This window comes from Variovorax sp. Soil_C_33 (genome assembly GCF_057656935.1).
The window spans coordinates 101,332-124,701 of the sequence record NZ_JBDGJK010000017.1 but is presented as its reverse complement, the minus strand read 5'-3'; the positions used below and the strand labels follow the sequence as shown (position 1 = coordinate 124,701).

Sequence of the window (23,370 nt, the reverse complement as noted above, 5' to 3'; positions counted from 1 at the left end):
GGTCGGGACGGTCGTTCAATCCATGAACACCCGCGGCGCTTGATGCATCAGGCCGGCCTGGTCCCGCCCCAGCGCCGAATGAGCCGACCAAGCCCCAGCAAGCCGCTCAGCGTTCCGGCCCGTGCGACAGGCGGTATTCGCCCGGGGCCACGCCGGTCCACTGCTTGAAGGCGCGATGGAAGGTGCTGGCTTCCGAGAAGCCCACGCGGTTGGCGATGTCCAGCAAGGGCAGCGGCGTGTGCAGCAGGTACTCGATGGCGGCATCGCGCCGCAGTTCGTCCTTGATCTGCTGGAAGCCGCGGCCCTCCTCGCGCAGACGGCGGCGCAGCGTCTGCGGCGTCACCGCGAGCGCCTCGCCCACTTCCTCCAGCGACGGCAGGTCGTCGCCCAGCCGCTTGCGCAGCAGCCGGCGAATGCGCTCGGTGAGGCTGCTGGTGTCGCGGTACTTCACGATCAGGTTGGCGGGCGAGCCGGCGAGGAATTCGCGCAGGCTCTGCGGCGACTGGACGACCGGCAGCGCCAGCCAGCGCGCATCGAACCACAGGCCGACATGCGGCTGGCCGTAGCGGATCGGCACCTGGTAGACGCGCGATGTGTCGGTGCTCGTCTGCTCCGCCGTGTAGTCCACCTCCAGCAGCGGGATGCGGCGCGCCACCAGCCAGGAGAAGGCGTTGAAGGCGAGCAGCATGAAAGCCTTCACCGCATAGTCCAGCCGCGCATCGGAGGCACGCCGCAGCACGAACTGCACATGCGCGCTGCCCTCGCGGACCGTAAGGCGCGGCACGAAGTCGTGCACCAGCAGGTGATACATGGCGAAGCCGTCGCGCAGGGCCTCGCCCAACGTGGCGCAGCGCACCAGTTGACGCATGCACTGGCCGAAGCTTCCGGGCGGCAGGGGACGGCTCAGCAGGCCCCAGATCTCGTCGCGCAGTTCGCGCCGCAAGGCGCGGATCAGCAGCGCGTACTGGCGCTGCGAGAGGCGCGCCAGCGGCGACTCCAGCAGCGAGGGCGCGATGCCCGCGCGTGCCAACAGGGGCGCCGTATCGAGCCCGCGATGGCGCGCGCCCATCAGGATGCTGTGCACCTGCTGGATGGCAACGGTGTGGTGGGTGAGCGTCATCGATGGCGGCCGCCGCGGCTCGGCCGATGATTGTAGGCAGCGCAACTCAGTCGACGACGCCCGCAGCCCTCAGGGCGGCCACGGCCGACGCCTCGAGCCCGGCCTGGCGCAGGATCTCCTCGGTGTGCTCGCCGGCGCGCGGGGCCGGCCGCGGGGCGGAGGGCTCGAACCCGCTCATCTTGATGGGGCAGCCGAGCTGCGGCGGCGCCGCATCGTCGGCGGCGACGCGCATGCGGCGCGCGCGAAAGTGCGGATGCGCGAGCGTCTCGTCGATGCGCAGCACCGGCGTCACGCAGCCGACGCCGTCGTGGAACAGGCTGCGCCAGTGCGCGAGCGGCCGCGCGCCGAAGATGGCGGCCAGCTCCGTGCGCAGGCGCTCCTCGGTCGCGGGGTCGCCGCTGCGGTGCAGCGGCGCGAGATCGGGGCGCTCCAGCGTGCGGCACAGCTCGTGCCAGAACTTCGCCTCCAGCGCTCCGACCGCGAGCTGCCGGCCGTCGGCGGTGCGATAGAAGCCGTAGCAGGCGAGCGCACCCGTCAGCGCGCTGTGGCCGATTTGCGGCACCTGGCCGTGCTGGTGCAGACCGGCCAGCGGCAGCACCGCATGGGCGAGCACGCCGTCGGCCATCGCGATGTCCACATGCCGACCGCGGCCGCTGCGCGAGGCATCGAATAGCGCGGCAAGGATCCCTGCCACCGCCGTCATGGTGCCTCCCAGCAGATCGGCCACCGGCAGGTTCGACAGCGCTGGGCCCGCGGCGTTGCCGATCTGGTCGGCCACGCCGGCGAGCGCCGCATAGTTCAAGTCGTGCCCCGGCGTGTCGCGCAACGGCCCGGTCTGGCCGAAGCCGCTGATGCTGCAGTAGACGATGCGCGGATTGACGGCCGCGACCGCTTCGTAGCCCACCCCCAACCGCTGCATCACGCCGGGCCGGAAGCCTTCCACCAGCACGTCGGCATCGCGGCACAGGCGCAGCAGCGTGGCCACGCCATCGGCGTGCTTGAGGTCGATGCGGATCGCGCGCTTGTTGCGGTTGACGAGCGCGCGCACGGCGGGGCTCGCGTAGTCGCCGGCGCCGGTGTCCTCGATCTTGACGACGTCGGCGCCGAGATCGGCGAGATGCATCGTGCCAAGCGGGCCCGGCAGCAGCCGGGTCAGGTCGAGCACGCGCACGCCTGCGAGCGGGGCGCCGGCGGGTGCGCGCGCCGGGGAATCAGGGGAAGGGCTCATGAGGCCTGCAATCTAGGCGGCCCTCGCCACCGCGGCAATGGCGGCAGCGGTCCCATCGATTGGCGAAAAGCGTCACGCTCCGCGTTTGCGCCGAGAAGGTCTCAAGTCGAGCCGACCATCAATACCTTGCGGTCGTTCAACGGTTGCACGGGCCGTGCATTCATCCTGTAGAGCTTCCTGAACGCGGCAAGCTGCGAGGCGGAGAGCTCGACGGGCGTCTTCAGTACCTGCCAACGCACCTCTTCGCTGCACGGCGGCGTCGTCAGCGATCCCGTGAAGGCGTAGTAGGCGCGATTGGCAGGCAGCAGATCGGTCGGGTTGATGGCGGCGTCCAGCTTCAGGGTTTCGCCTTCCTTGGCCGGCAGGTGGTCGAACACGGGCTTCAGCGCGGCGTTCTCCTTGCCCGCCTTGAACAGCACCGCAACAACGGCGAGCTGTCCCTCTGCGTTCTTGTGGACGAGATGCGCGACCAAGGGGTAGGCCTTGCCGTCGATCTTCTCTTCGCTCGGCGTGTGGAAGTGGAACTGCAGCAGCCCGTACTCGACCCCATCGAGAGTGACCGAGCCGGCCGCGGGTAGATTCACCTGGATCGTGTGGCCGTTGTTGACCACTTGGCCCGGCCCGGCCGCGTAGGCAAAGCCGATGGGCTTGGCGTCAGCCGATTTCTCGGCCGCCCGCGTGACGACATTGATCGGCGATTGATGCTTGCCCAGCTTGCAGGTCTTGAAGCTTTCATCCAGCTCGGCCCAGTGCGCCGCGCTGCCGTGCCCCTGGTAGCTCCAATGGGGATTGCCTTGGGCAAAGGCCAGGGGTGCGACGCTCAGCACGCATGCCGCAGCAAGCAACAGTTTCGATTTCATAGATCCTCGTTGAATGAACGGCGGGATTCTAGGTACGGGCCCTGAACACAGTCTTAACCGGCAAGACAACTGCATGCTCTGCCGGTACGATTCCACTCGGTCGGCGCCGCGGCGGACTATTCGCGATGCGCACCACCCCATGGGGTGCAAGTTGCCGACGTGGTCAGGCTGCCTGCGCGGCTTGAATGCACCTGTCTGTCCCAACTCAGGAGAACCAAGATGGTCAGCAAGAACACGATTTGTCTCTGGTACGACGGCACCGCGTTGGACGCCGCGAAGTTCTACGCCGAGACCTTCCCGGACAGTGCGGTGGGCGCCGTCCTTCGCGCGCCTGGCGACTATCCCGCGGGCAAGCAGGCCGATATCTTGACGGTCGAGTTCACGGTGATAGGCATCCCCTGTCTCGGATTGAACGGGGGCCCGGCGTTCAAGCACAACGAGGCTTTCTCGTTCCAGATTGCGACCGACGACCAGGCCGAAACCGACCGCCTGTGGAACGCGATTGTCGGAAACGGCGGCGAGGAAAGCGCATGCGGCTGGTGCAAGGACAAGTGGGGACTGTCTTGGCAGATCACGCCACGCGCCCTGACGGACGCGATCGCCGATCCCGATCGAGCGGCGGCCAAGCGCGCGTTCGACGCCATGATGGGGATGAAAAAGATCGACATCGCTGCGATCGAAGCGGCTCGGCGCGGCTGACGCTGCCTTCCTATCGGCGAGCCTGGCAACGCGGCCGTCGCGCTCAGTGCGCCGCCGCCTCGGCAATCACCTTCGTCGCCGCATCGGGCTGCGACGTCATCACCACGTGCGACGCACCCTTGACCACCACGGTCCTCACTGCCTTCGCGCGCTCGGCCATGAAGGCCATCGCCGCGGGCGGAATGTTCCTGTCGCGATCACCGTAGACGAACCACGAGGGCACCGACTTCCAGGCCGGCGCCTCGGCCGGCTCGCGACATCGCTTTGCAAACGACTTGCGCCCTGGCGAGCGCCTGCGATTGAAATTTAGTGTTGACGAAGCCGGCCCAGATACAGAGGCATACGCAAGCTGATCGCCAGGCCGCCTCGCCGCCGAACAATCGCTCCATCAGCTCGGACAGCGCATGCGATCCGGCTGACAACCACTCTTCCAGATTGCCATCACCCACCCGAAAGGAATCATCGTGAAAGCTTCCGTCCTCCTCGCCACCGCCGCCCTCTCCTCGCTGTTCGCCTTGGGCGCGAGCGCCGAGCAGTACCAGGGCGTGCTGCAGTTCCATGCCGGCGCAAGCCGCGCCAGCGTCAAGGCAGAGGCGGTCGTTGCATCGCACAGCGCCGACCCGTACCGCGAAGGCGCATCGGCAGGCGTCGCTGCGATGCTGCCGGCCGTCGTTGTGCGCGCGGACGCACGCGCCGAAGGCGTGGCCGCTGCCCGTGTCGGCAACCTCTATGCGGACGGCGCCGATGCTGGGGTGCCGCATGCATTCGCCAGCACGCTCGACCGCGCGGCAGTGCGCGCGCAGGCGCGCGCAACGGCGGCGCACGGTGTGACCGAGGGAACGCTGTAAGCGCTCACAGGTGCGTTTCAATCACTTCGGATTCCAGGAGATCTCAATGACCGCTTCCCCACAGTGGCCCCGCCGCGCGTTCCTCGGCAAGGCGGCGCTCGGCATCGCCGCCGCCCAGCTGGCTTCGATCCTGCCCGCTTTCGCTCAATCCGCCGGCACAGGCAGCATCAAGCGCCTCGAGCCGCTCAAGAGCATCGATGCCGGCAGCCTCAGCATCGGGTACTTCGAGGCAGGGCCGGCCGACGGTGCCCCTGTGATTCTTCTTCACGGCTGGCCCTACGACATCCACATGTTCGTCGACGTCGCACCGCTGCTTGCCGCCGCGGGCTTGCGCGTCATCGTGCCGTATCTGCGCGGCTACGGCACCACCCGCTTCCTGTCGGCCGACACGCCGCGCAACGGGCAGCAGTCGGCGGTCGCCGTCGACATCATCGCGCTGATGGATGCGCTGAAGATCAAGGTCGCCACCGTTGCCGGCTGCGACTGGGGCGCGCGCACGGCGTGCATCATGGCCGCGCTGTGGCCGGAGCGCGTGAAGGCGCTGGTGTCGGTCAGCGGCTACCTGATCGGCAGCCAGGAGGCCGGCAAGATCCCCCTGCCGCCGCAGGCCGAGTTGCAGTGGTGGTACCAGTACTACTTCGCGACCGAGCGCGGCCGCGCGGGCTACGAGAAGAACCGCCACGCCTTCGCCAAGCTCATCTGGCAGCTCGCCTCGCCGAAGTGGAACTTCGATGCGGCCACGTTCGAGCGCAGCGCCGTGGCATTCGAGAACCCCGACCACGTTGCCATCACGGTCCACAACTACCGCTGGCGCCTCGGCCTGGCGGAAGGCGAGGCGAAATACCTCGACCTCGAGGCCAGGCTGGCGAAGGCGCCGGTGATCGGCGTGCCGACCATCACGCTCGAAGGCGACGCCAACGGCGCGCCGCATCCGGAACCCAGCGCCTATGCGAAGAAGTTCTCGGGGCGCTACGAGCATCGGCTGGTCAGCGGCGGCATCGGCCACAACCTGCCGCAGGAAGCGCCCGAGGCCTTCGCGAAGGCCGTGATCGACGTGGCGCGTGGGTGAGCCAGCGTCAAGCTGGGTCACGCAGCCTTACTACACTGGTCCCAATGAGCCATCCCCCTCAACCGCATCGCGTGCGAGACCTCCTTGCTTCCTATTTCTGGAGTGGCGATGTCATCCGCAGCCGAAGCGTGAGTGATGTCGTGCTATCAGGCACGGTCGACGTGCCTGCGCCCCCCGCGAGGCTGTTGGCAGATTGGGAAAGGGAGACATCGTTGCGCCTGGGCTTGGAACCCGGAGAGGTCGAGGCATTGCCTCTGGCGCGAGCGCGTGCGCGTTGGCCGGACTACAGGCAATGCGTGGAGTCGGTGTCCGATTGGACACGCACGCTCGGCCTGCCCGAGGTGCTTGCCTCCTGCGACGTAGCCCTGATGGCCTGCCGCGGCGCGAAGTACCACCATGACGGCGCACGCTATGGCGGTGCAGCCTTCTGCAATCTCTTCCTCAGCGAGGACAGGGGTCTGGACCTGCATTTTCCCGCTACGGGTCATCGAATCCCCCTTGCCAGGGGGACGGCTGTGATATTCGATACCGGCCAGCCTCACGCTGTGATCAAGCGCGGCAGCAGCGGCTTCAATGCGGCCGACTTCGCGCCCGACCAGCATTGCACCCAGGTATTCCTGACGTGGGAGCTTCCCATCGAGAATCCCGTTGTGGAGCGCGCACTTCGGATCGACTTCGACATCGACCCTTCGACCTCGTTACAACTGGATGAAGAGCAGGTCTGGCTGAACGGCGCACGCGCCAGTGTGTGCCCGGATTCTGGCCGGTGGCGCCGAAGCGCATGCGCCGGTTCGGGTTAAGGCAATCTGTCGATGCGCTCCTTCGCATCTCTGATCGCGTCCAGGTGCGCAATTTCGCTCGACGGCAACCCTGACTTTTGCAGTTCGAAGCGCGACGTGGCATCCATGACATACGACCAGTGCCAGGCCCCTTCTCGCTCGACCAGTGTGATCGCAACGTCGTGACCGTTGTAGTGGAACTCGGTCTCCAGCTCCGCCATAAGTACTTCCATGGGATTGAGCCACAAGTATGACCATCGCGACCATGGCGCGCGGCCTGTGCGGCCGCCGTGGTCAACGAAGGCGCGCCACCTCATCTGTGACCATCGTGCGCCCACCACCACTGCTTCAGGCGGCGCAGCAGCTGAACCGGACGCTTGTCCGCTCGAATGCGGCCCAGGTGCTCGCGATAGAGCGCACGCTGGGTGGTCAGTGCTGCCCGGAGAGCGCCAAGGTTGTCCTCCGAGTACAGCCAAACGCCTTGGAGCACGAAGTTGCCTGGCTTGCTCGAGTCCGGCTTCGGTCGAACATGGATGTCCGTGGCGCCGATGCTTCGCAACAGGTCGGATCGGGCTGCGGCAACCATCATGCCCTCGCCATACATCTCGATCTCCCGCGTCAAGGTGAAGCACACGGTCTGGATGCTGGGGAAGCGCTGCGCCAGAAACATGGTCACCTCGACCAGCAAGAGCGGGCCGAAGTTGCGTTGCTCGCTGCCCAGGGACGGCGAAGCCAAGAAGCGGCTGATGTGAACATCCGACCTGTCGGCGCTGACTTCGATCGGGTCGAGCGAGCCAAGAAAGCGGCCCCGGTCATAGACGAACACGGGTTCGCCCAGCTCATAGTTCGACAGGTCCGGGCCCGCGAGGTGCAGTTTCTCAAAGATCAAGATTCGTCTGGGTCGATTTCAAGTCATCCGGCGGTTGAACGACATACCGAGGATGGCACATCCTCTCTCGGGCAAGGGTCGCGCGTTCCGGTGATCGAAGCGCACAATGTGCCTCACTTCACAGTCGGCCGATATCGTTATAGAGCATAAGCACCGGCAACGCCAACGAGCCGCCTCTATGACTGCGAGAGGCGACACGCGTAGCTTGACGCCGACGACTTGTCACCCGGGGATATCTCCGGGCGATACGTCCTTGACCATGCCACGACCTTCACCGGCGCGGACGCATCGTAGCTGCCATGGCGGAACCTGGCCTAGACTCGCCGCGTCTGTGTTCAACGAAGGATCTTCCGATGACATTCGCATCGATCATCAGTGCGCCTGCGGCATGTTGGCTGCCTCGTTTCGTGTTGGGGCTCGGCGCGGCCATGCTGGTGTCCGCACTTCATGCCCAGCCCCACAAGGAGGTGCTCGATCGATCCGCCGGCTACAAGGACGAAGCGCTGTTGCTGCTCGAACGCCTGGTCAACATCGACTCCGGCTCGGCCAACACCGCAGGTCTCGAGAAGGTGCGGGGTGTGGTGGTCGAAGAGCTGCAAAAGCTCGGCGCAAAGATCGAGACCTTTCCGGCGACGCCGCATCCCGGAACCAACGTGGTCGCGACCTTCGAGGGCACGGGCACCCGCAAGATCCTGCTGATGGCGCACATTGACACGGTGTTCGCCGACGGTACGGCGAAAGCCAAGCCCTTCTACATCAAGGACGGCCGCGCCTACGGCCCCGGGGTGATGGACAACAAGGGCGGCGTGGTCGCCGGGCTGTACGCGATCAAGATCCTGAAAGCGATGAACTTCATGGACTACGGTCGCATCACCTTCCTGATCGACACCAACGAAGAGGTGGGTTCGCTCGACACCACGACGCTGATCCGCCGCGTTGCCAGGGAACACGATGTCACCCTCAACCTGGAGCCCGGCCGCCCGGCGGACGGCCTGGTCGTGTGGCGCAAGGGAAGCGCCACGGCCACGGTGGAGGTCAAGGGTCGCGCCGCCCATGCCGGCGTGGCGCCGGACGCAGGTCGCAACGCGGCCATGGAGGTGGCCCACCAGATCCTGCAGCTCGGCAAGCTGGGCGATGCGGAAAAGCTCACCACCATCAACTTCACCGTGCTGAATGCCAACGGCGCCACCAACGTGATCCCCGAGAACGCATCCGCCAGGGGCGACGTGCGGGCGGCGACGCGCGAGGAATTCGATCGCATCGAGCGCGACCTGGCCCGCGTCTCGCAGCACAAGCTGATCGCCGACACGCAGGTCAAGACGACGCTGTCGCGCGGCCTGCCGCCGATGCCGCGCACGCCGCAGTCCGACGCACTGGTCAAGACGGCCGAATCGATCTACGCCGAGATCGGCAAGAAGCTCACCATCGAGGGCTCCGGCGGCGCCGCCGACGCGAGCCTGGCCGCCGATGTCGGGGTTCCCACGCTCGATGGCTTCGGGATCGTCGGCGGCGGCATCCATACGCCGGACGAGTATGCCGAGGTCGAGAGCGTGGTGCCGCGCTTCTACCTGCTCACCCGCATGGTGATGGAGCTCAGCAAGAAGCCCTGAGCATGGGTCCGGCCGCATGACCGCGCGCGCATGCGCTGCCCTGGGGCTTCATGTTCAATAGGAGCCCGGCGGCGGTGTCGTCACCGGTTTGAAGCGCTGCGCCGATGTGCTCACGCCGACGAGGCAGGATCGCGTCGCACCGACCAGCCCGCCCACCGACGCCTTGAGTGCGTCCGCGGCGGTTGATTCGCCGGGGTAGGCGGGCGACAACCCACATTTGCGCAGCACCCGGTTCACCTGGTGGATGCGAGCGGTTCTGCGCGTGACGGAGGTGTAGAAGGTCACTCCGATCGAAATCGACACGCGATCGCCGGGACCCGTCCAATCAGGCAAGGAACGCGTCATGTGCGGCGAGGTGCTCGGGAAGTAGACGCCATCGCCGGGATGTGCGTGGAACTCCTGACTGCGAGACCGAAATTCTTCGCTGAATCGCACCTTCCTGAGCGAATGGGTGACGATGAAATCCTCCACCGCCTCGGCCGGCACGATGGAGCGGTCCTGGTGGTCCCATACGTTGAGGATCTTGCGCCCGTGCAGCTGCAGCCAGAAGTTGTTCTCGCGATCGATGTGGAAGGGCGTCACCGAAGGCGGCGCCGAGATGAAGATGAAACCGTTCACCATGAAGATGTCGGGCTGCTCGCGCTCCACGGTTCCCCGCAAGGTGTCCACGACGGCGAGAAGCAGCGCCTGGTAGCGTGGAATGGCCTCAATGTTGTAGAGGGCGACCGACGAACCCGGCTCCTCCATGCGCTCGAAGTGTTCTTCGATGCTGCGCCCGTCCGGATGCCGGCTGTCGTGCGCAATGGTGGAAGCGACTGTGAGACCAGGCCTCATGAATCGACACTGCCCCAGGGGAGCGAGCTCCTTGCCGAGCTTCACGAGTTCAGGCACCTGGAAGAGGGCATGCTCGTGAAAGTTGTGATGCAGGGTGGTGATCCGGTGCGTGGAGAAGTGCGCGGGATCGTCTGCCCACACGCGATACCTCGCCGACGGCGGCCCGGGCTGCCCACCGAAGTCCTGTGCGTCTTTCATGACCGAAATCTTCGGTCTTATGTAGTACTTTGGTACTTCCTGTAACGCACGGTACTGCCACTAAATGTGAAAAAGTCACATTTTTGTACTCTTCTTCTACGGTGCACGCGCACAGCACCTTCGACTTTCGTAGTACCTACGTATTCAGAGCAATCGTTATATGTAAGAATTAAAGACTAAATGTTGCTTTGGAGGGTATGGAGATGTATCTGAGTGTTCAGATGACTTGGGGGCTCAGGCGTGGCCGGGCCTCGGCCGTGCTGATCCGGTTGCTTGGCGTCGGCGCGTTGCTCCTGGCGAGCGCGTGCGGCGGCGGAGGCGGAGGCGGCGGGGGTGGCGGCTTCGTTCCGGTGGCGGGCGTGACGCCGACGCCGACGTCGCCGGACAGCAGCCTAAAGGTCACCTTCGACACGGCCACGCTGACGATGACCTACCAGATGGGGGCCACCACGCCCAGCGAGGCGGTCGTCAATGCCGTTGCCGAAGGCACGCCGTCCAGTGGCCTGTTCGTGCGCGCGACGTCGCCCGATGGGCAATCAGATCCCAACCTCGAGAACGCACAGGTGTCCGTCACGGGCCGGTCTGCGCGCATCGCCATCAAGCCCAAGGCCGGCCTGCCTCCCGGCGTCTACAAGGGCACGCTGGTCTTTCAGGCCTGTCCTGACTCGGCCTGCGCGGTGAACTACGTCGGCTCGCCCTGGACGGTCAGCTACACGCTCACCGTGACCATGGTGTACGCCGCGCTGGACACCAGTGGCTTCGGCGTTCCTAAGACCATGGTGTACGACGCCGCGCATGGCGATATCTACGCCTCGTACCCGACTCCTTACGGCGGAGCCGGTCTCAGTGCCATCGTGCGATTCCGCTCGGGCGCCGCGGGCTGGACAGGCTCGGCACTCTCCATTCCGGGCTTGCGCGACATCGCTCTCGCGACCGATGGCAGCGTGTTGGCTGCGACCGATGCCAGCGGCAAGGTCAACTTGGTCGACCTGGCCAGCTTCAGCGTGAAAAGCAGCCATGCCTCTCCTGCCGGCATCGGCGACCAGGGGAACATGGAGGAAGTGGGCATCGCCTTCACCAACGATGGCAAGCTGTGGATGTCCACGGGCACAGGCACCGGCTGGCACGGATTGGGCTACTTCGATCTGCGCACTTCCACCTTCGGAAACGCAACGCCCGCTTGCGCCCACTGCTACGGGAGCCAGTTCTTTGCAGTGTCCGGCGATGGATCCCGGTTGATGGTGACGCAGTCGGCCGCCATATCGCCGCAGCCACCGATGCTCTACATGGATGCGGCCGACGACATCATGCGACCGAATCCCGCCGGGCTGACCTTCTTCTACTACCTGACGAGCCTGAGCGCCAACGGCGATCGTTTCCTGATGATGGGCAACACGGTCTATGACCGGGCCTTCGGCACGGTGGGCAGGATCCCTCCTCCGCCCAAGGGCGTCAGGGCAGCGCAAATGTCCCCGGATGGGCGCCGTGCGTACGTGCTGACCTACGCGGTCGAGCCCGGTGATTCGTCGCCGCCTGTCGCCCAGGTCTTCGACACCAGTGTGCAGGCCGGCACGCAGCTCAACCTGCCCCAGGTCGGGAGCCTCACCATTCCGGACATGCCCGGCTGCCAGACGGCCAGCTATCCCAATTACGACTGCTACCGGCCAAAGATGCGGCTCACGCCGGATGGCAACAACCTGCTGATCCTGGGCACCAGGAAGCTGATCGTTGCGCCCATTCCGAAGGAGCTGACTGGCTTGACGAGCAAGCCCGCGGATTCATTGTCGTAAAGGCGCACCGGACGCGGAGTGCGGCTGGCGCATGCGCGCGCCGCCCGCACTCCCAGCGCTGGCGAGGGCTCGCGCTCATGTCGCCACGCGTCGATCCGGCGAGTCGCGAGACTAAGCAGGAACGTAGGCCAACCTGATCACATCCTCGCCAATCCGATCATGAGCCACAAGGCGGAGAGGCGGCCGGGGTCCGGCGAAATATGGCTTGCCGTGACCAAGCACGACGGGGTGCAGGTAGATCCGATACTCGTCGATCGGGCCAAGTTCGGTGAGGCTTTGCGCCAAGTCCGGGCCAGCAACTTCGATCTCCCCGTCGCGCTCGGCCTTCAGCTCACGGATCGCGCCCTCAAGATCATCCTCGACAAGCCTGGCGTTGGGGCCGACCGACTTCAACGAGCGTGAAACCACCCATTTCGGTTGGTTCCGCCACGCCGCCGCGAAGGCGTGTTGCTCGTCAGCTTCCCCCACCCACGCCGGTATCGGCAGCGACCATGAAGCCGCCGATGTCGCGCTCGCGCTTGGCGCATTGCCGTCGCTATCGATGCTGCCCCAGGAGCCGAAAACATGGGTCCAGGCCGAGCGCTTCTGACGGCCCTCACGGGTGCAGCATCGCTTCTACTCAAGGGGGAGGTTGGTCGCCCAGCGATTTCAGCTCGGCTTCGAGTTCCGCGATCTTCGCCCCGGTGAGCTTCTTGTCTCCAACCGCCTTTGAAGGCGCATGGCCGCTTTTTTTGGGCTCCGGGGAATCCGCCTTCCCGAGACTCGCCAATTGCTCGCGCATTTCGGCGAGCTCTTTCTCGATTGCAGGTGCTGGCCGCTTTGTTGCCATCATGGTCACCTTGGGGCAGTGGGCTTGCACCTTTACACGCCGGGCGATCTGCCCGCGCCACATTCGGCCTGGCCCCACTCGGCCGATGCTCCGCTCGCCTGGCGCACACATCCCCGCCGATCCCTCGCCCGGCGTGTCGGCAGTGCGTTAGTGGAGCACTTCGGCGGCGAGCTTTCCTTCCATCAAACGCAGGCGCCGGCCGACTGCAAAAGCAATGCCCACGCCCAGCATTACTGCATGAGCCGCTTCCGCTTTCTTGTACTGATCGTCGAAGCACTCCCGTCAGGAGCGTTCGAATGGGTGCTGTTCGAATCCTTCGATGGCGTGCCCCGCTTTGAGCCCTTGGCGCGCTCGGAGCTCAGCTTCACGACATACAAGAGCGCCTGGGATGCCGGGTGCGTGGCACTTCAATCACGCATGGAAGATCCCAAACTGGAGCTACTCGACGACAAGGACTGAACAGGGACCAGCTCAGTTGCCTTGGGACGAAGCGCCGATTGCTGTTCTCGAATGAGGAACTCGTCGATCCAAGCACGCTTCTTCGGCGATGCCGCCAAGTCCAACCCGAAACATCACTTGCCCGGCCCGCTTCACATCGGCAAAGAAATATTCGCCCTCGCCAACCGGTTCAGATCCAACTTCGATCGTCCAGTCTGGCGGAGCTGCAGGCGGATCGGCGTCGTCGCGCGCCGGGGAAATGTTCATCGGTGGTCAAAGTAAGGCTTCAACCCAGTATGCGCTCCTCCTGCGGGGACGCAACGGGAGCAATGTCACGGTTAAGGGCTGATTCCGCCGCGCGGGCCTCGGCAAGGCGGCACCGCGCTCGGTTTGGGGCGGCGCGCGACGACTGCCGTGACCACTGTCGATGATCAGCCCATCTTGAATCGGTGGTCTCGATAGACCAAGCACTTACCGCTTGCCGAGCCACGACACCTTGAGCTGCTTGTTCACGGTACTTTGAATTCCTCGGCACTTTTTTCAACCTACCTTGAATTTTCCCGTTCCGCAAAACCGAATTGAGAGAAGGTACGCGAAACCGCATGCGGGCCTCTTTCGTTTTGCGGAACAGATTCCGCTGCGCCCAGTGCGGCATCCCCGGAACGCTCACGCGACGATCGTGCTTCAGAACTTCCAGATCAGGCTGGCCTTGAAACCATGGTCCTCGAGGCCGTCACCGAACTGACCTGAATAGGAGGCCCCGAGCGTCAGGTTCGGCCGCAGCTGCGTCTCGATGCCTGCTTCGAGCACTGCGACATCCTTGGCCAGCGGCACACCGGCCAGGGTGAACGGCAGGCTGCCGCTGAAGGTGTGCGTGCTCGCGGGCGCCGTGTCGCCAAAGGCATGACGCCAGCCCAGCATGCCGCGCAGGCGCGTGCTTTCACTCGCCTGCATGCTCGCGCGCAGGCCCAGCGTCGAGAAGGTCACATCAAGGCTGTCGCCAGTGCTGTGCAGCGCAGCCGGTCCGCCGCGCTCGAAGAACGCGTCGCTCTTCAGTCTCACATGGGCGAGCCCCGCAAAGGGCTCGAGCGTCGTGCGCCCCAAGTCGATCTGGTGACCGAACTCGCCGAACACCTGCGTGGTCGTGCTGTCGTACTCGGCGTCCAGACCGCCGGCGAAGCCCGCGAAGGCGACCGAGCGGTTCGTTTCCGTCTTGTTCCAGCTGTGGCTTGCGCCCAGGCGCAGCGCCGTGGCGCCCCACTGCGTGCCGCCGTACGCGCCCAGGTGGTAGCTGTCGGTCTTGCCGCTGCTGTTGCGCGCGCTGGTGTCCGCGCTCGCGCGGCTGTAGCCGCCGAGTGCGCCCACGCGCCAGCCTGCGCCGACGCCGGTATCGGCGCCGACCATGAAGCCGCCGATGTCGCGCTTGAGCTTGGCCGCATTGCCGTCGCCGTCGATGCTGCCCCAGGAGCCGAACACCTGGGTCCAGGCCGAGTGCTTCCGGCGGTCCTTCGGGGTGCAGCCGGCGCGGAACTGCTCCGTCGTCTGCGTTGGGCGAGCGGCTGCACTGCCCGGCGCACAGGACGAGCCGCGCAGCCGGTCGATCGCGGCTTCGCGCACAAAGCGGCTGTCTTCCAGCAATGCCGTCTTCGTGGAGGCATGAATGTCCGCCGACAGCTGGTTCAGTGCATCGCGCGCCGCGAAGTCGTTCGGCAGCCACACCACCGCATTGGCCAGCCCGTTGCTGGCGGGGAGGCTGTCGAGTGCCGCGCCGACGGCCGCTTGGTTCGGCGTGCCGGCCGCATCGGTGATGCTGCGGAATTGCTCAGCGGTCAGATAGACATGGTTTGCGTCGTAGCTGTCGGCCAGACGCACGAATGCGCTCTCGGTGTCGCCCGCCAGGCTGTAGGTGCCGGTGACGCCGCCATCGGCGCTGAGCACGGTGTAGCGGGTGCCCACGCTGTAGTTGGCGGCCCCGGCTCGCACGACCTCGAGTCGCGCACCGGCTGCGATGCTGGCGCTGCCGCTCACGTGGATGAGGTCGGACGCGGCGGAGGCCGGATCGACTTCGACCTGGTAGGTCGAGCCCGTCAGCTGGGCGAAGTTGCCGTTGACGCTGAGGGTGCCGATGGAGTTTCCTGGCGCCACTGTGCCGCCGGTGAAGTTGGTCGTGTCGCAGACCCTCCCCGTGCCCTGGAGCCTTCCGCCCGATAGCACATTCAAGGTGCCGCATAGACGGCCGTTCACCGCCAGGGTCCCGGCTTCGACCGAGGTTGTGCCGGTAAATGCCGCGCTGTTTCCGGTGAGGTTGATCACGCCCGATCCGATCTGGCGGATGGCGCCTGCGCCGGTGATAGCGCCACCGAAGCTCAGCGTGTTGCTGCGGTTGAAAGCCAGGGTACCGTCATTGACCACATCGCCCATGATCGAGCCGCTCGTGCCTCCGGCGCCGAGTTGCAAGGTGCCGGCGGAGATCGTTGTGCCGCCGGTGTAGGTGTTGGCGGCCGTCAGCACCAGCGCCTCTCCTCCGGTTTTCCTGAGCTCGCCGGTGCCACTGATTGTGCCCAGCAGCGCAAGATTGGCATCGGTCTGGAACGTGCCGCCGCCGGCATTCAGCGCCACGGCGCGCGCCGCGCTGAACGGGGCGGTATTCTGCAAAGTGCCACCGTCGAAGCTCAAGCCTGCGGCTGCATTCCCGAGGTTGGCGTCGCTCGAGATCTGCAGCACGCCGGCGTCGATCGCCGTCCCGCCCGTGTAGCTATTGGCGCTGGTCAAAACGGTCGTACCGGGGCCAACCTGGCTTAGAGAGCCCGTGCCTGAGACGACGCCGCCGAAGGTGAAGGTATCCGATCGATTGAAGGCCAACACGCCATCATTGACCACGTCGCCGACGATGCTCCCGGTCGCGCCGCCGTCGCCCAGCTGCAACGTGCCGCTCGCGATCGTGGTGCCGGCCGTGTAGGTGCTGGCGCCGGTCAGCGTCTGCCTGCCGATGCCGGTCTTCACGAGCGCGCCGGTGCCGCTGACGACACCGCCGTAGATGGTGCTGGTTTCGTTGCCGCCGGTGGTCAGGGTGCCAGAACCCAGCGTCACGTTGCCGCCCGTCGCGCCGCCGCCAGCGAGCGAGCCGATGGAAATGTTGAAATTGTTGAGGTCCATCGTTGCGCCCGCGACATTCGCGAGCGTCACTGCCGAGCTGTTGCCGAATGCGGTGGCCGAGCCTGCGCGCAACGTGCCCGCGTCAATCGCGGTGGCGCCCTGGTAGGTGTTGGCGCCGCTCAGGATGATCGTGCCATCGCCGGTTTTGCGCAGCGTGCCGCCCGTGCCACCGATCGTATTGGCATGGGTACGCGTCGCCGCGCCTGCCAGATTGCCTGTGGCCGTGGGCGTCTGATGCAGTCGCAGCGTCCCACCGTTCAAGATCGCGTTGCTGGCCCACAGGGAGGTGTTCCAGAGCTGCAGCGTGCCGCTGTGGAGGGTCGTGTCGCCTGTATAGCTGGGGGCTGTTCCGGAAAAAGTTTGCATGCCCGCACCGGTCAGCGCCACGACGATATGTAGTCTGCCCGCGCCGCCGTTCTGGATGGAGCGGCCGAAGGTGCGGTCGCCGCTGGCGGTGGTATAGGTACCTGATCCGGTCAGGGTCAGGGTGGCATCCGTCGCCGCGCCATTGCGGACAGTCACCCCCGACGCCTCTCCGAAATGAGTGAGATTGATGCCGCCGAGAGTCTCGTTGAACCCGTTCAGTGAGAAAACCGAACTGCCGGAAAAGTGTCCGGAAGCGATGGTGAGGGTGGCCGTGTCATTGATCTGCTCGGCGGCGCCGAGAGTCACGGTGCCCCCTCGGGTGCTCTGGTTGCCGGAGCCCATTTGCAGAGAACTCCCGCTGATGGCATTTCCCCCCGGTGCCGCAAGAATGACCGCCCCCTGAGTCAGTGCTCCACCCAAAACCGCCAAGCCGGTGAATGTGTTGGTGCCGGTCAGCGTGACCGTGCCGCCACTGAACCGCACACCATTGGTTCCGGTGATGACGGACGAAACGGTGTCGGGCGTGGCATCGCCCTCGATCAGGCCGGACGCACTCCCGAAATTGATCGTGCCGCCGGTCAGATTCGCCGTGCCTTCCTGGAAGGTCAGCCGGCCGATGTTCTGCGTACCGCTCACCGTGACCGTGTAGGCGCCGGTGGCGTTGGTTCCCGCCGAGAAGAACAGCCGGTCCGCCGTGGTCGTCGTGACCGCTGCCGCAGCCGCGGCGCCGTTGGCGTCCGTGGACAGCGTCGTGCCGCCGGCGCTCCAGGTCCCGCCCGGCGTCGCACCGCCGGCACCTGCCGTAGCGCCGTCAATGTCCCAGTGGTAGTCGACTGCCCGGGCCGGCGGGTTCAGCGCAAGCAGCGTCAGCAGGATGCCCAGCCGCAGCGGCCAGGCCGGCGGCAAGCCCTCGGCCGCGACAGAGTGGAGCATGAGCTCGCCAAGGGCTTTCCGCTTGTCAACGGCGCCACCACCACCCTTGCCGCAGTGGTTCGTCAGCTCGGAGGCTACCACCCAGGCACGCCGCGCCTGGGACCAGATGATGCTGAAACGCGATTCATAGCCCCTCTCTCTCAAAAGCAAAGGCAGGCTCTTCGTGACGCTCACAAATTCACCCCAACTTTCCGGACAACCTCGGCCAACTGCATTTCCAACGGCTCGATCAGCGCCGCATAGCGCCGCCAGCGGCCGACGGCCTCCTTGTGCACCGGATTCGCGACGGCGGCGTAGACCGGATCGCCGCGTTCGCGGAAGGTTTGCCGCACCAGGACCTCGTAGGGGACCTCGCGGCATTGCGTTCGCCAGACGCTGGCGCAGCTGGAAGAGGATCTTCCTTCCATACCCCTTGAGCGCCCACCTGTCCTGACCAATAAATCTACGTTGAGCAGCACCAACACGGAATAGAGCCTCGGCAGTAGGGCGACCGGTCGAGTCTCAGGACTGTGACGTTCTGCGGCGCTGATGGCGCGAACATTGCGCCCACTCATCTCTCTTGACAGCAGGCAGCCAGCCGAGCGGTCTGGCCGCCCCGGGCGTAGCGAGGCCCTTGAAACCCCGCCAAATGCCCTTATGATTAGCACTCGCTGAAGAGGAGTGCTAACAACACCCGCTTCCAGTGGCTGGGCTGCCGGCATCATGCAAGCGCCCGAACCAAACCCCGTTTCTATCCAGGAGATGCAATGAAACTTCGTCCTTTGCACGATCGCGTGATCGTCAAGCGCATTGAAAGCGAAACCAAGACCGCCTCGGGCATCGTGATCCCCGATAACGCCGCCGAGAAGCCCGATCAGGGCGAAGTGCTGGCCGTCGGCCCTGGCAAGAAGAACGACAAGGGCGAACTCGGCGCGATGAGCGTCAAGATCGGCGACCGCGTCCTGTTCGGCAAGTACAGCGGCCAGACCGTCAAGGTCGATGGCGACGAACTGCTGGTCATGAAGGAAGACGACCTGTTCGCGGTCGTCGAGAAGTAATTCAACCGAATCTGGAGTAATCAAAATGGCAGCAAAAGACGTAGTCTTCGGCGGTGAAGCCCGCGCACGCATGGTCGAGGGTGTCAACATCCTGGCCAACGCCGTCAAAGTAACCCTGGGCCCCAAGGGCCGCAACGTGGTGCTCGAGCGCTCCTTCGGCGCCCCGACCGTGACCAAGGACGGCGTGTCCGTGGCCAAGGAAATCGAACTCAAGGACAAGCTCCAGAACATGGGCGCCCAGCTCGTGAAGGAAGTGGCTTCCAAGACTTCGGACAACGCCGGCGACGGCACCACCACCGCGACCGTGCTGGCCCAGGCCATCGTTCGTGAAGGCTTCAAGTACGTGGCCGCCGGCATCAACCCGATGGACCTCAAGCGCGGCATCGACAAGGCGGTCACCGCCCTGGTCGAAGAGCTGAAGAAGGCTTCCAAGGCCACCACCACCTCGAAGGAAATCGCGCAAGTCGGCTCGATCTCGGCCAACAGCGACGACACCATCGGCAAGCTCATCGCCGACGCGATGGACAAGGTCGGCAAGGAAGGCGTGATCACCGTCGAAGACGGCAAGTCGCTTGACAGCGAACTCGACGTCGTCGAAGGCATGCAGTTCGACCGTGGCTACCTGTCGCCCTACTTCATCAACAACCCCGAGAAGCAATCGGCGTTGCTGGAAAACCCCTTCGTGCTGCTGTTCGACAAGAAGATCAGCAACATCCGCGACCTGCTGCCCACGCTGGAGCAAGTCGCCAAGGCCGGCCGCCCCCTGCTGATCATTGCCGAAGAAGTCGAGGGCGAAGCCCTGGCGACGCTGGTGGTCAACACCATCCGCGGCATCCTGAAGGTCGTGGCCGTCAAGGCACCGGGCTTCGGCGACCGCCGCAAGGCCATGCTGGAAGACATCGCCATCCTGACGGGCGGCAAGGTCATCGCTGAAGAAGTAGGCCTGACGCTCGAGAAGGTGACGCTGGCCGACCTGGGCCAGGCCAAACGCATCGAAGTGGGCAAGGAAAACACCATCATCATCGACGGCGCCGGCGCCGCGGGCGACATCGAAGCCCGCGTGAAGCAAGTGCGCGTGCAGATCGAGGAAGCCACGTCCGACTACGACCGCGAGAAGCTGCAAGAGCGCGTGGCCAAGCTGGCCGGCGGCGTGGCCGTGATCAAGGTCGGCGCTGCGACCGAAGTCGAAATGAAGGAAAAGAAGGCCCGCGTCGAAGACGCCCTGCACGCCACCCGCGCTGCAGTGGAAGAAGGCGTGGTGGCCGGCGGCGGCGTGGCGCTGCTGCGCGCCAAGCAAGCCGTGGGCGACAAGCTCAAGGGCGACAACGCCGACCAGGACGCCGGCATCAAGCTGGTGCTGAAGGCCGTCGAAGCGCCGCTGCGCGAGATCGTCAACAACGCCGGCGGCGAAGCCAGCGTGGTGGTGAACGCCGTGCTGGCCGGCAAGGGCAACTACGGCTTCAATGCCCAGAACGACACCTACGGCGACATGCTCGAGCTGGGCATCCTGGACCCGACTAAGGTGACCCGCACCGCTCTGCAGAACGCCGCATCGGTCGCTTCGCTGCTGCTGACGACCGAAGCGATGGTCGCCGACGCACCGAAGGACGAGTCCGGCGCCGGCGGCGGCGGCATGCCCGACATGGGCGGCATGGGTGGCATGGGCGGCATGGGCATGTAATGCCTGCCCGGCCTCCGGCCAAATAAAAAACCCCGCGGCTTGCGCCGCGGGGTTTTTTTTACGTTTGCGAAGCCAGGCTCAGGCAGCGGCGAGCGGTGGCGCTCCGTACTCGTTGTTCTCGGACTGGCTGGGCTGGACCATGAAGTACAGCAGCACAAGGCCCACCAGCGGAATCAGGCCGATCAGCAGCCACCAGCCGCTCTTGCCGATGTCGTGCAGGCGGCGCGCGCCGGCCGACAGCAGCGGCAGCAGGAAGGCGAGGATCACCACGAGATAGACGATCTCGTGAATGAAGCCCGCCACGACCGCCACGATGACGTAGGCGAGCACGAACCACCAGTACTCGGAGCGTGATCCGCGCCCCGAAAAGTCGACGTACTTGCTGAAGCAGGTCTGAATGGCTTGTTGAAAATTCATCGAACAACTCCTCTCGATAGTTCCCCGGGAAAACTCCCGCGGCCATCATAAAGGGCCATTCGCCGGCTTTGGTGACCTTCTTCGCTAGCGCAGGCGGGCGAGCAGGCCGGCCGTGGAAGCGTCCAGACCCTGCGTGTCGCCCGAGGCCAGGCGCGGTTCGATGTCCCGCGCCAGCACCTTGCCGAGCTCGACGCCCCATTGGTCGAAGCTGTTGATGCCCCAGAGCGCGCCGCTGGTAAACACCCGGTGCTCGTAGAGCGCGAGGAAGGCGCCGAGCGACTCGGGCGTGAGCCGCTCGAAGACGAAGAAGCTGCTCGGCCGGTTGCCCGGGAAATTGCGGTGCCCGCCCTCGTCGCGCTGCCCGACCATGAGCGCCTGCGCCTGCGCGAGCGCGTTGGCGAGCAGCTTGGGATGGTGGCCTTCGAGCTCATGTGCCGCATCGCGCACGGCGATCAATTCCAGCGGGATCACGTCCGTGCCCTGGTGCAGCATCTGGAAATAGGCGTGCTGCCCATTGGTGCCGGGCTCGCCCCACAGCACCGGCGAAGTGCCGAAGGGCAGCGCCTGACCGCCGGCATCGACACGCTTGCCGTTGCTCTCCATTTCGAGCTGCTGCAGGTAGGCCGGCAGCCGTTGCAGCGCGCTGTGGTACGGCGCGATGCCGCGGCTGGCGAAGCGATGGAAGTTGCGGTACCAGACATCGAGCAGGCCGAGGCGCACCGGCAGGTTCTGCGCCAGCGGGGCAGTGCGGAAGTGCTCGTCCATCGCGTGGGCGCCGGCGAGGAGGCGGCGGAAGCCGTCGGCGCCGATCGCCAACGCGATCGGCAGCCCGATGGCCGACCACAGCGAATAGCGCCCGCCCACCCAGTCCCAGAAGCCGAAGGTCGTCTCGATCCCGAAGGCGCGCGCGGCCTCGACATTGGTGGTGAGCGCAGCGAAATGGCGCGCGATGTCAACGCTGCCCGACTGCTCGAACCAGCGCTTGGCCGACTGCGCATTGGCCATGGTCTCGGCCGTGGTGAAAGTTTTCGAGGCGACGAGGAACAGCGTGTGCTCGGGCGCCAGGTCGCGCAGCACGCGCGCGAGTTCGTGGCCGTCGACGTTGGAGACGAAATGGAAGCGCTTGCCCGGCGCCACGAACTGGTCGAGGGCGCGCACCGCCATCTGCGGACCGAGATCGGAGCCGCCGATGCCGATGTTGACCACGTCGGTGATCGTGTGGTCGGCGCGCACTTCTTCGGCAAAGGCCAGCATCGCGGCCAGCGTGGCATGGACATCGGCCAGCGCGCCGGCGACCCGCGCGGACACCGGTGCGGAGGCCGGACTTCTCAGCAGCGCGTGAAGCACCGCGCGGTCTTCGGTCGCATTGATGTGCTCGCCGGCGAACATCGCATCCCGGTGCGCTTCCAGCCCGGCTTCCTGTGCGAGCGCCAGCAGCAGTTCTTCGGTCTTCGCGTCGATCAGGTTCTTCGACAAGTCGGCAAAAAGATGGGGCGCCGACTGGCTGAACGCGTCGAAACGCTGCGGGTCGGCGGCAAAGGCCTGCCGCAGGTCGAAGCCGCGGCCGGCAGCATCGTAGTGCGCCTGCAGCCGGCCCCAGGCCGCGGTGCGATCGCAACGCGTCTTCATCGTCATGCGGCCTCCTCCATCAGTTTCTCCAGCTTCACCGCATCGGCCGCGAAGGCGCGAATGCCCTCGGCAAGCTTCTCGGTGGCCATGGCGTCTTCGTTGAGGGCGAAGCGGAAGGCCGGCTCGTCGAGCCTGAGCTGCGGAATGTCGAGCGCCTTCGCGGCCTCGGCGTCGAGCGCATGCGCGAGCGGCGCTTCGCTGGCGGCGAGCTCGGCCAGCAGCTCGGGGCTGATGGTCAGCAGATCGCACCCTGCCAGCGCGGCAATCTGCCCCACATTGCGGAAGCTCGCACCCATCACCTCGGTCGCGATGCCGTGCTTCTTGTAGTAGTCGAAGATCTGGCGCACCGACTGCACGCCCGGATCGTTGGCCCCCGAACGCGCTGCCTCGTCCCAGCTGCCGCCCGCCGTTTTCTTGTGCCAGTCGTAGATGCGCCCGACGAAGGGCGAGATCAGCTTCACGCCCGCCGCGCCGCAAGCCACTGCCTGGGCGAACGAGAACAGCAAGGTCAGGTTGGTGTGGATGCCCTTTGCTTCGAGCCGGCGCGCGGCCTCGATGCCTTCCCAGGTGGCGGCGATCTTGATCAGCACGCGCTTCTCGACCTCGACGTCCTCGGCCCGGTAGAGCGCCACGATGCGCTCGGCGCGTTCGACGGTGGCCGCAGTATCGAAGCTCAAGCGCGCATCGACCTCGGTCGAGACGCGGCCCGGGATGAGCGAGAGGATCTCGGTGCCGAAGCGCACCAGCAGCCGGTCGATCACCTCGTCGACGGCCAGGCCGGCGTGCTTCTTCACCGCTTCGTCGAGCAGCGGACGGTACTCCGCCTTCTGCACGGCCTTGAGGATGAGCGAGGGGTTGGTCGTGGCGTCCTGGGGCTTGAACTGGGCCAGCTGGCGGAAATCGCCGGTATCGGCCACCACGGTGGTCCATTGACGGAGGGCATCGAGTTGGTTCATGCAG

Annotated in this window: 24 protein-coding genes and 1 pseudogene; 10 read left to right on the top strand and 15 right to left on the bottom strand. The window is 65.7% G+C overall.

Features of this window, described 5'->3' with window-relative positions; all coding sequences use genetic code 11:
• Positions 1-106: 106 nt before the first annotated feature.
• From AC3A6B_RS23620 to AC3A6B_RS23610, 3 genes are all read right to left on the bottom strand, one after another.
• A complete protein-coding gene (locus AC3A6B_RS23620; protein ID WP_487839077.1) occupies positions 107-1,120 on the bottom strand; it encodes an AraC family transcriptional regulator in 1,014 nt (337 codons plus the stop codon).
• 46 nt (positions 1,121-1,166) lie between these two features.
• Complete coding sequence (locus AC3A6B_RS23615) at positions 1,167-2,348, bottom strand: CaiB/BaiF CoA transferase family protein (RefSeq protein ID WP_487839076.1); 1,182 nt, start codon at positions 2,346-2,348, stop codon at positions 1,167-1,169.
• Positions 2,349-2,449: 101 nt separating this feature from the next.
• Positions 2,450-3,208 carry a carbonic anhydrase gene (locus AC3A6B_RS23610; protein WP_487839075.1) on the bottom strand — a complete coding sequence of 253 codons (759 nt, stop codon included), beginning with the start codon at positions 3,206-3,208 and terminating at the stop codon, positions 2,450-2,452.
• Positions 3,209-3,427: 219 nt separating this feature from the next.
• On the opposite strand from AC3A6B_RS23610, the gene AC3A6B_RS23605 reads away from it, so the two are divergent.
• Positions 3,428-3,907: a VOC family protein gene (locus AC3A6B_RS23605; protein WP_487839074.1), complete on the top strand. Its 480-nt coding sequence runs from the start codon at positions 3,428-3,430 to the stop codon at positions 3,905-3,907.
• A 43-nt stretch (positions 3,908-3,950) separates the two neighbouring features.
• Here AC3A6B_RS23605 and AC3A6B_RS23600 read toward each other — a convergent pair.
• A pseudogene (locus tag AC3A6B_RS23600) lies at positions 3,951-4,139 on the bottom strand (alpha/beta fold hydrolase); the annotation flags it as partial.
• A gap of 232 nt (positions 4,140-4,371) precedes the next feature.
• Here AC3A6B_RS23600 and AC3A6B_RS23595 point away from each other — a divergent pair.
• From AC3A6B_RS23595 to AC3A6B_RS23585, 3 genes are read left to right on the top strand one after another with little or no spacing between them, the layout of a single operon-like run.
• Complete coding sequence (locus AC3A6B_RS23595) at positions 4,372-4,755, top strand: helicase SNF2 (protein ID WP_487839073.1); 384 nt, start codon at positions 4,372-4,374, stop codon at positions 4,753-4,755.
• Positions 4,756-4,801: 46 nt separating this feature from the next.
• On the top strand, positions 4,802-5,824 hold the full coding sequence (locus tag AC3A6B_RS23590; RefSeq protein ID WP_487839072.1) for an alpha/beta fold hydrolase: 1,023 nt from the start codon (positions 4,802-4,804) through the stop codon (positions 5,822-5,824).
• Between the two features lie 44 nt (positions 5,825-5,868).
• The gene (locus AC3A6B_RS23585) at positions 5,869-6,624 is read left to right on the top strand and encodes a hypothetical protein (RefSeq protein ID WP_487839071.1); all 756 of its coding nucleotides are present in this window, start codon (positions 5,869-5,871) and stop codon (positions 6,622-6,624) included.
• Here the strand turns inward: AC3A6B_RS23585 and AC3A6B_RS23580 are convergent.
• On the bottom strand, positions 6,621-6,836 hold the full coding sequence (locus AC3A6B_RS23580) for a hypothetical protein (RefSeq protein ID WP_487839070.1): 216 nt from the start codon (positions 6,834-6,836) through the stop codon (positions 6,621-6,623). The two genes, AC3A6B_RS23585 and AC3A6B_RS23580, sit on opposite strands and share 4 nt — an antisense overlap.
• A gap of 80 nt (positions 6,837-6,916) precedes the next feature.
• Positions 6,917-7,492: a hypothetical protein gene (locus tag AC3A6B_RS23575; RefSeq protein WP_487839069.1), complete on the bottom strand. Its 576-nt coding sequence runs from the start codon at positions 7,490-7,492 to the stop codon at positions 6,917-6,919.
• A 428-nt stretch (positions 7,493-7,920) separates the two neighbouring features.
• On the opposite strand from AC3A6B_RS23575, the gene AC3A6B_RS23570 reads away from it, so the two are divergent.
• Positions 7,921-9,102: a glutamate carboxypeptidase gene (locus tag AC3A6B_RS23570; protein WP_487839114.1), complete on the top strand. Its 1,182-nt coding sequence runs from the start codon at positions 7,921-7,923 to the stop codon at positions 9,100-9,102.
• Positions 9,103-9,156: 54 nt separating this feature from the next.
• Here the strand turns inward: AC3A6B_RS23570 and AC3A6B_RS23565 are convergent, their stop codons facing one another.
• A complete protein-coding gene (locus tag AC3A6B_RS23565; RefSeq protein ID WP_487839068.1) occupies positions 9,157-10,134 on the bottom strand; it encodes a JmjC domain-containing protein in 978 nt (325 codons plus the stop codon).
• 197 nt (positions 10,135-10,331) lie between these two features.
• Between AC3A6B_RS23565 and AC3A6B_RS23560 the strand changes: the two genes are divergently transcribed.
• A complete protein-coding gene (locus AC3A6B_RS23560; protein ID WP_487839067.1) occupies positions 10,332-11,924 on the top strand; it encodes a hypothetical protein in 1,593 nt (530 codons plus the stop codon).
• A gap of 111 nt (positions 11,925-12,035) precedes the next feature.
• Here AC3A6B_RS23560 and AC3A6B_RS23555 read toward each other — a convergent pair whose 3' ends face one another.
• Positions 12,036-12,392 (bottom strand): dihydrofolate reductase family protein, encoded by a 357-nt coding sequence (locus tag AC3A6B_RS23555; protein WP_487839066.1) that lies wholly within the window; start codon positions 12,390-12,392, stop codon positions 12,036-12,038.
• Here AC3A6B_RS23555 and AC3A6B_RS23550 point away from each other — a divergent pair.
• Entirely contained in the window at positions 12,298-12,513 is a 216-nt protein-coding gene (locus AC3A6B_RS23550; RefSeq protein ID WP_487839117.1) for a hypothetical protein, read from the top strand. The genes AC3A6B_RS23555 and AC3A6B_RS23550 overlap by 95 nt on opposite strands.
• Positions 12,514-12,543: 30 nt before the next feature.
• On the opposite strand, the gene AC3A6B_RS23545 is transcribed toward AC3A6B_RS23550, so the two are convergent.
• Positions 12,544-12,756, bottom strand: coding sequence for a hypothetical protein (locus AC3A6B_RS23545; protein ID WP_487839065.1), 213 nt, complete (start codon positions 12,754-12,756; stop codon positions 12,544-12,546).
• A 21-nt stretch (positions 12,757-12,777) separates the two neighbouring features.
• Between AC3A6B_RS23545 and AC3A6B_RS23540 the strand changes: the two genes are divergently transcribed.
• Positions 12,778-13,212, top strand: coding sequence for a hypothetical protein (locus AC3A6B_RS23540; protein ID WP_487839064.1), 435 nt, complete (start codon positions 12,778-12,780; stop codon positions 13,210-13,212).
• A gap of 12 nt (positions 13,213-13,224) precedes the next feature.
• On the opposite strand, the gene AC3A6B_RS23535 is transcribed toward AC3A6B_RS23540, so the two are convergent.
• The 3 genes from AC3A6B_RS23535 to AC3A6B_RS23525 all read right to left on the bottom strand — a co-directional run bounded on the left by AC3A6B_RS23535 (position 13,225) and on the right by AC3A6B_RS23525 (position 17,978).
• Complete coding sequence (locus AC3A6B_RS23535) at positions 13,225-13,458, bottom strand: hypothetical protein (RefSeq protein ID WP_487839063.1); 234 nt, start codon at positions 13,456-13,458, stop codon at positions 13,225-13,227.
• A 417-nt stretch (positions 13,459-13,875) separates the two neighbouring features.
• Positions 13,876-17,820: an autotransporter domain-containing protein gene (locus tag AC3A6B_RS23530; protein ID WP_487839062.1), complete on the bottom strand. Its 3,945-nt coding sequence runs from the start codon at positions 17,818-17,820 to the stop codon at positions 13,876-13,878.
• Entirely contained in the window at positions 17,817-17,978 is a 162-nt protein-coding gene (locus AC3A6B_RS23525; RefSeq protein ID WP_487839061.1) for a hypothetical protein, read from the bottom strand. Before AC3A6B_RS23525 ends, AC3A6B_RS23530 begins: the two co-directional genes overlap by 4 nt.
• A gap of 414 nt (positions 17,979-18,392) precedes the next feature.
• Here AC3A6B_RS23525 and AC3A6B_RS23520 point away from each other — a divergent pair, with 414 nt between their 5' ends.
• Positions 18,393-18,683, top strand: a complete 291-nt coding sequence (locus tag AC3A6B_RS23520) for a co-chaperone GroES (protein WP_126837604.1) — start codon at positions 18,393-18,395, stop codon at positions 18,681-18,683.
• Between the two features lie 25 nt (positions 18,684-18,708).
• Positions 18,709-20,364, top strand: coding sequence for a chaperonin GroEL (gene groL, locus AC3A6B_RS23515; RefSeq protein ID WP_487839060.1), 1,656 nt, complete (start codon positions 18,709-18,711; stop codon positions 20,362-20,364).
• A 78-nt stretch (positions 20,365-20,442) separates the two neighbouring features.
• Here groL and AC3A6B_RS23510 read toward each other — a convergent pair whose 3' ends face one another.
• From AC3A6B_RS23510 to tal, 3 genes are all read right to left on the bottom strand, one after another.
• The gene (locus AC3A6B_RS23510; protein ID WP_487839059.1) at positions 20,443-20,781 is read right to left on the bottom strand and encodes a DUF805 domain-containing protein; all 339 of its coding nucleotides are present in this window, start codon (positions 20,779-20,781) and stop codon (positions 20,443-20,445) included.
• 84 nt (positions 20,782-20,865) lie between these two features.
• Complete coding sequence (pgi, locus tag AC3A6B_RS23505) at positions 20,866-22,416, bottom strand: glucose-6-phosphate isomerase (protein WP_487839058.1); 1,551 nt, start codon at positions 22,414-22,416, stop codon at positions 20,866-20,868.
• Positions 22,413-23,366, bottom strand: coding sequence for a transaldolase (gene tal, locus AC3A6B_RS23500; protein WP_487839057.1), 954 nt, complete (start codon positions 23,364-23,366; stop codon positions 22,413-22,415). Before tal ends, pgi begins: the two co-directional genes overlap by 4 nt.
• Positions 23,367-23,370 lie beyond the last annotated feature (4 nt).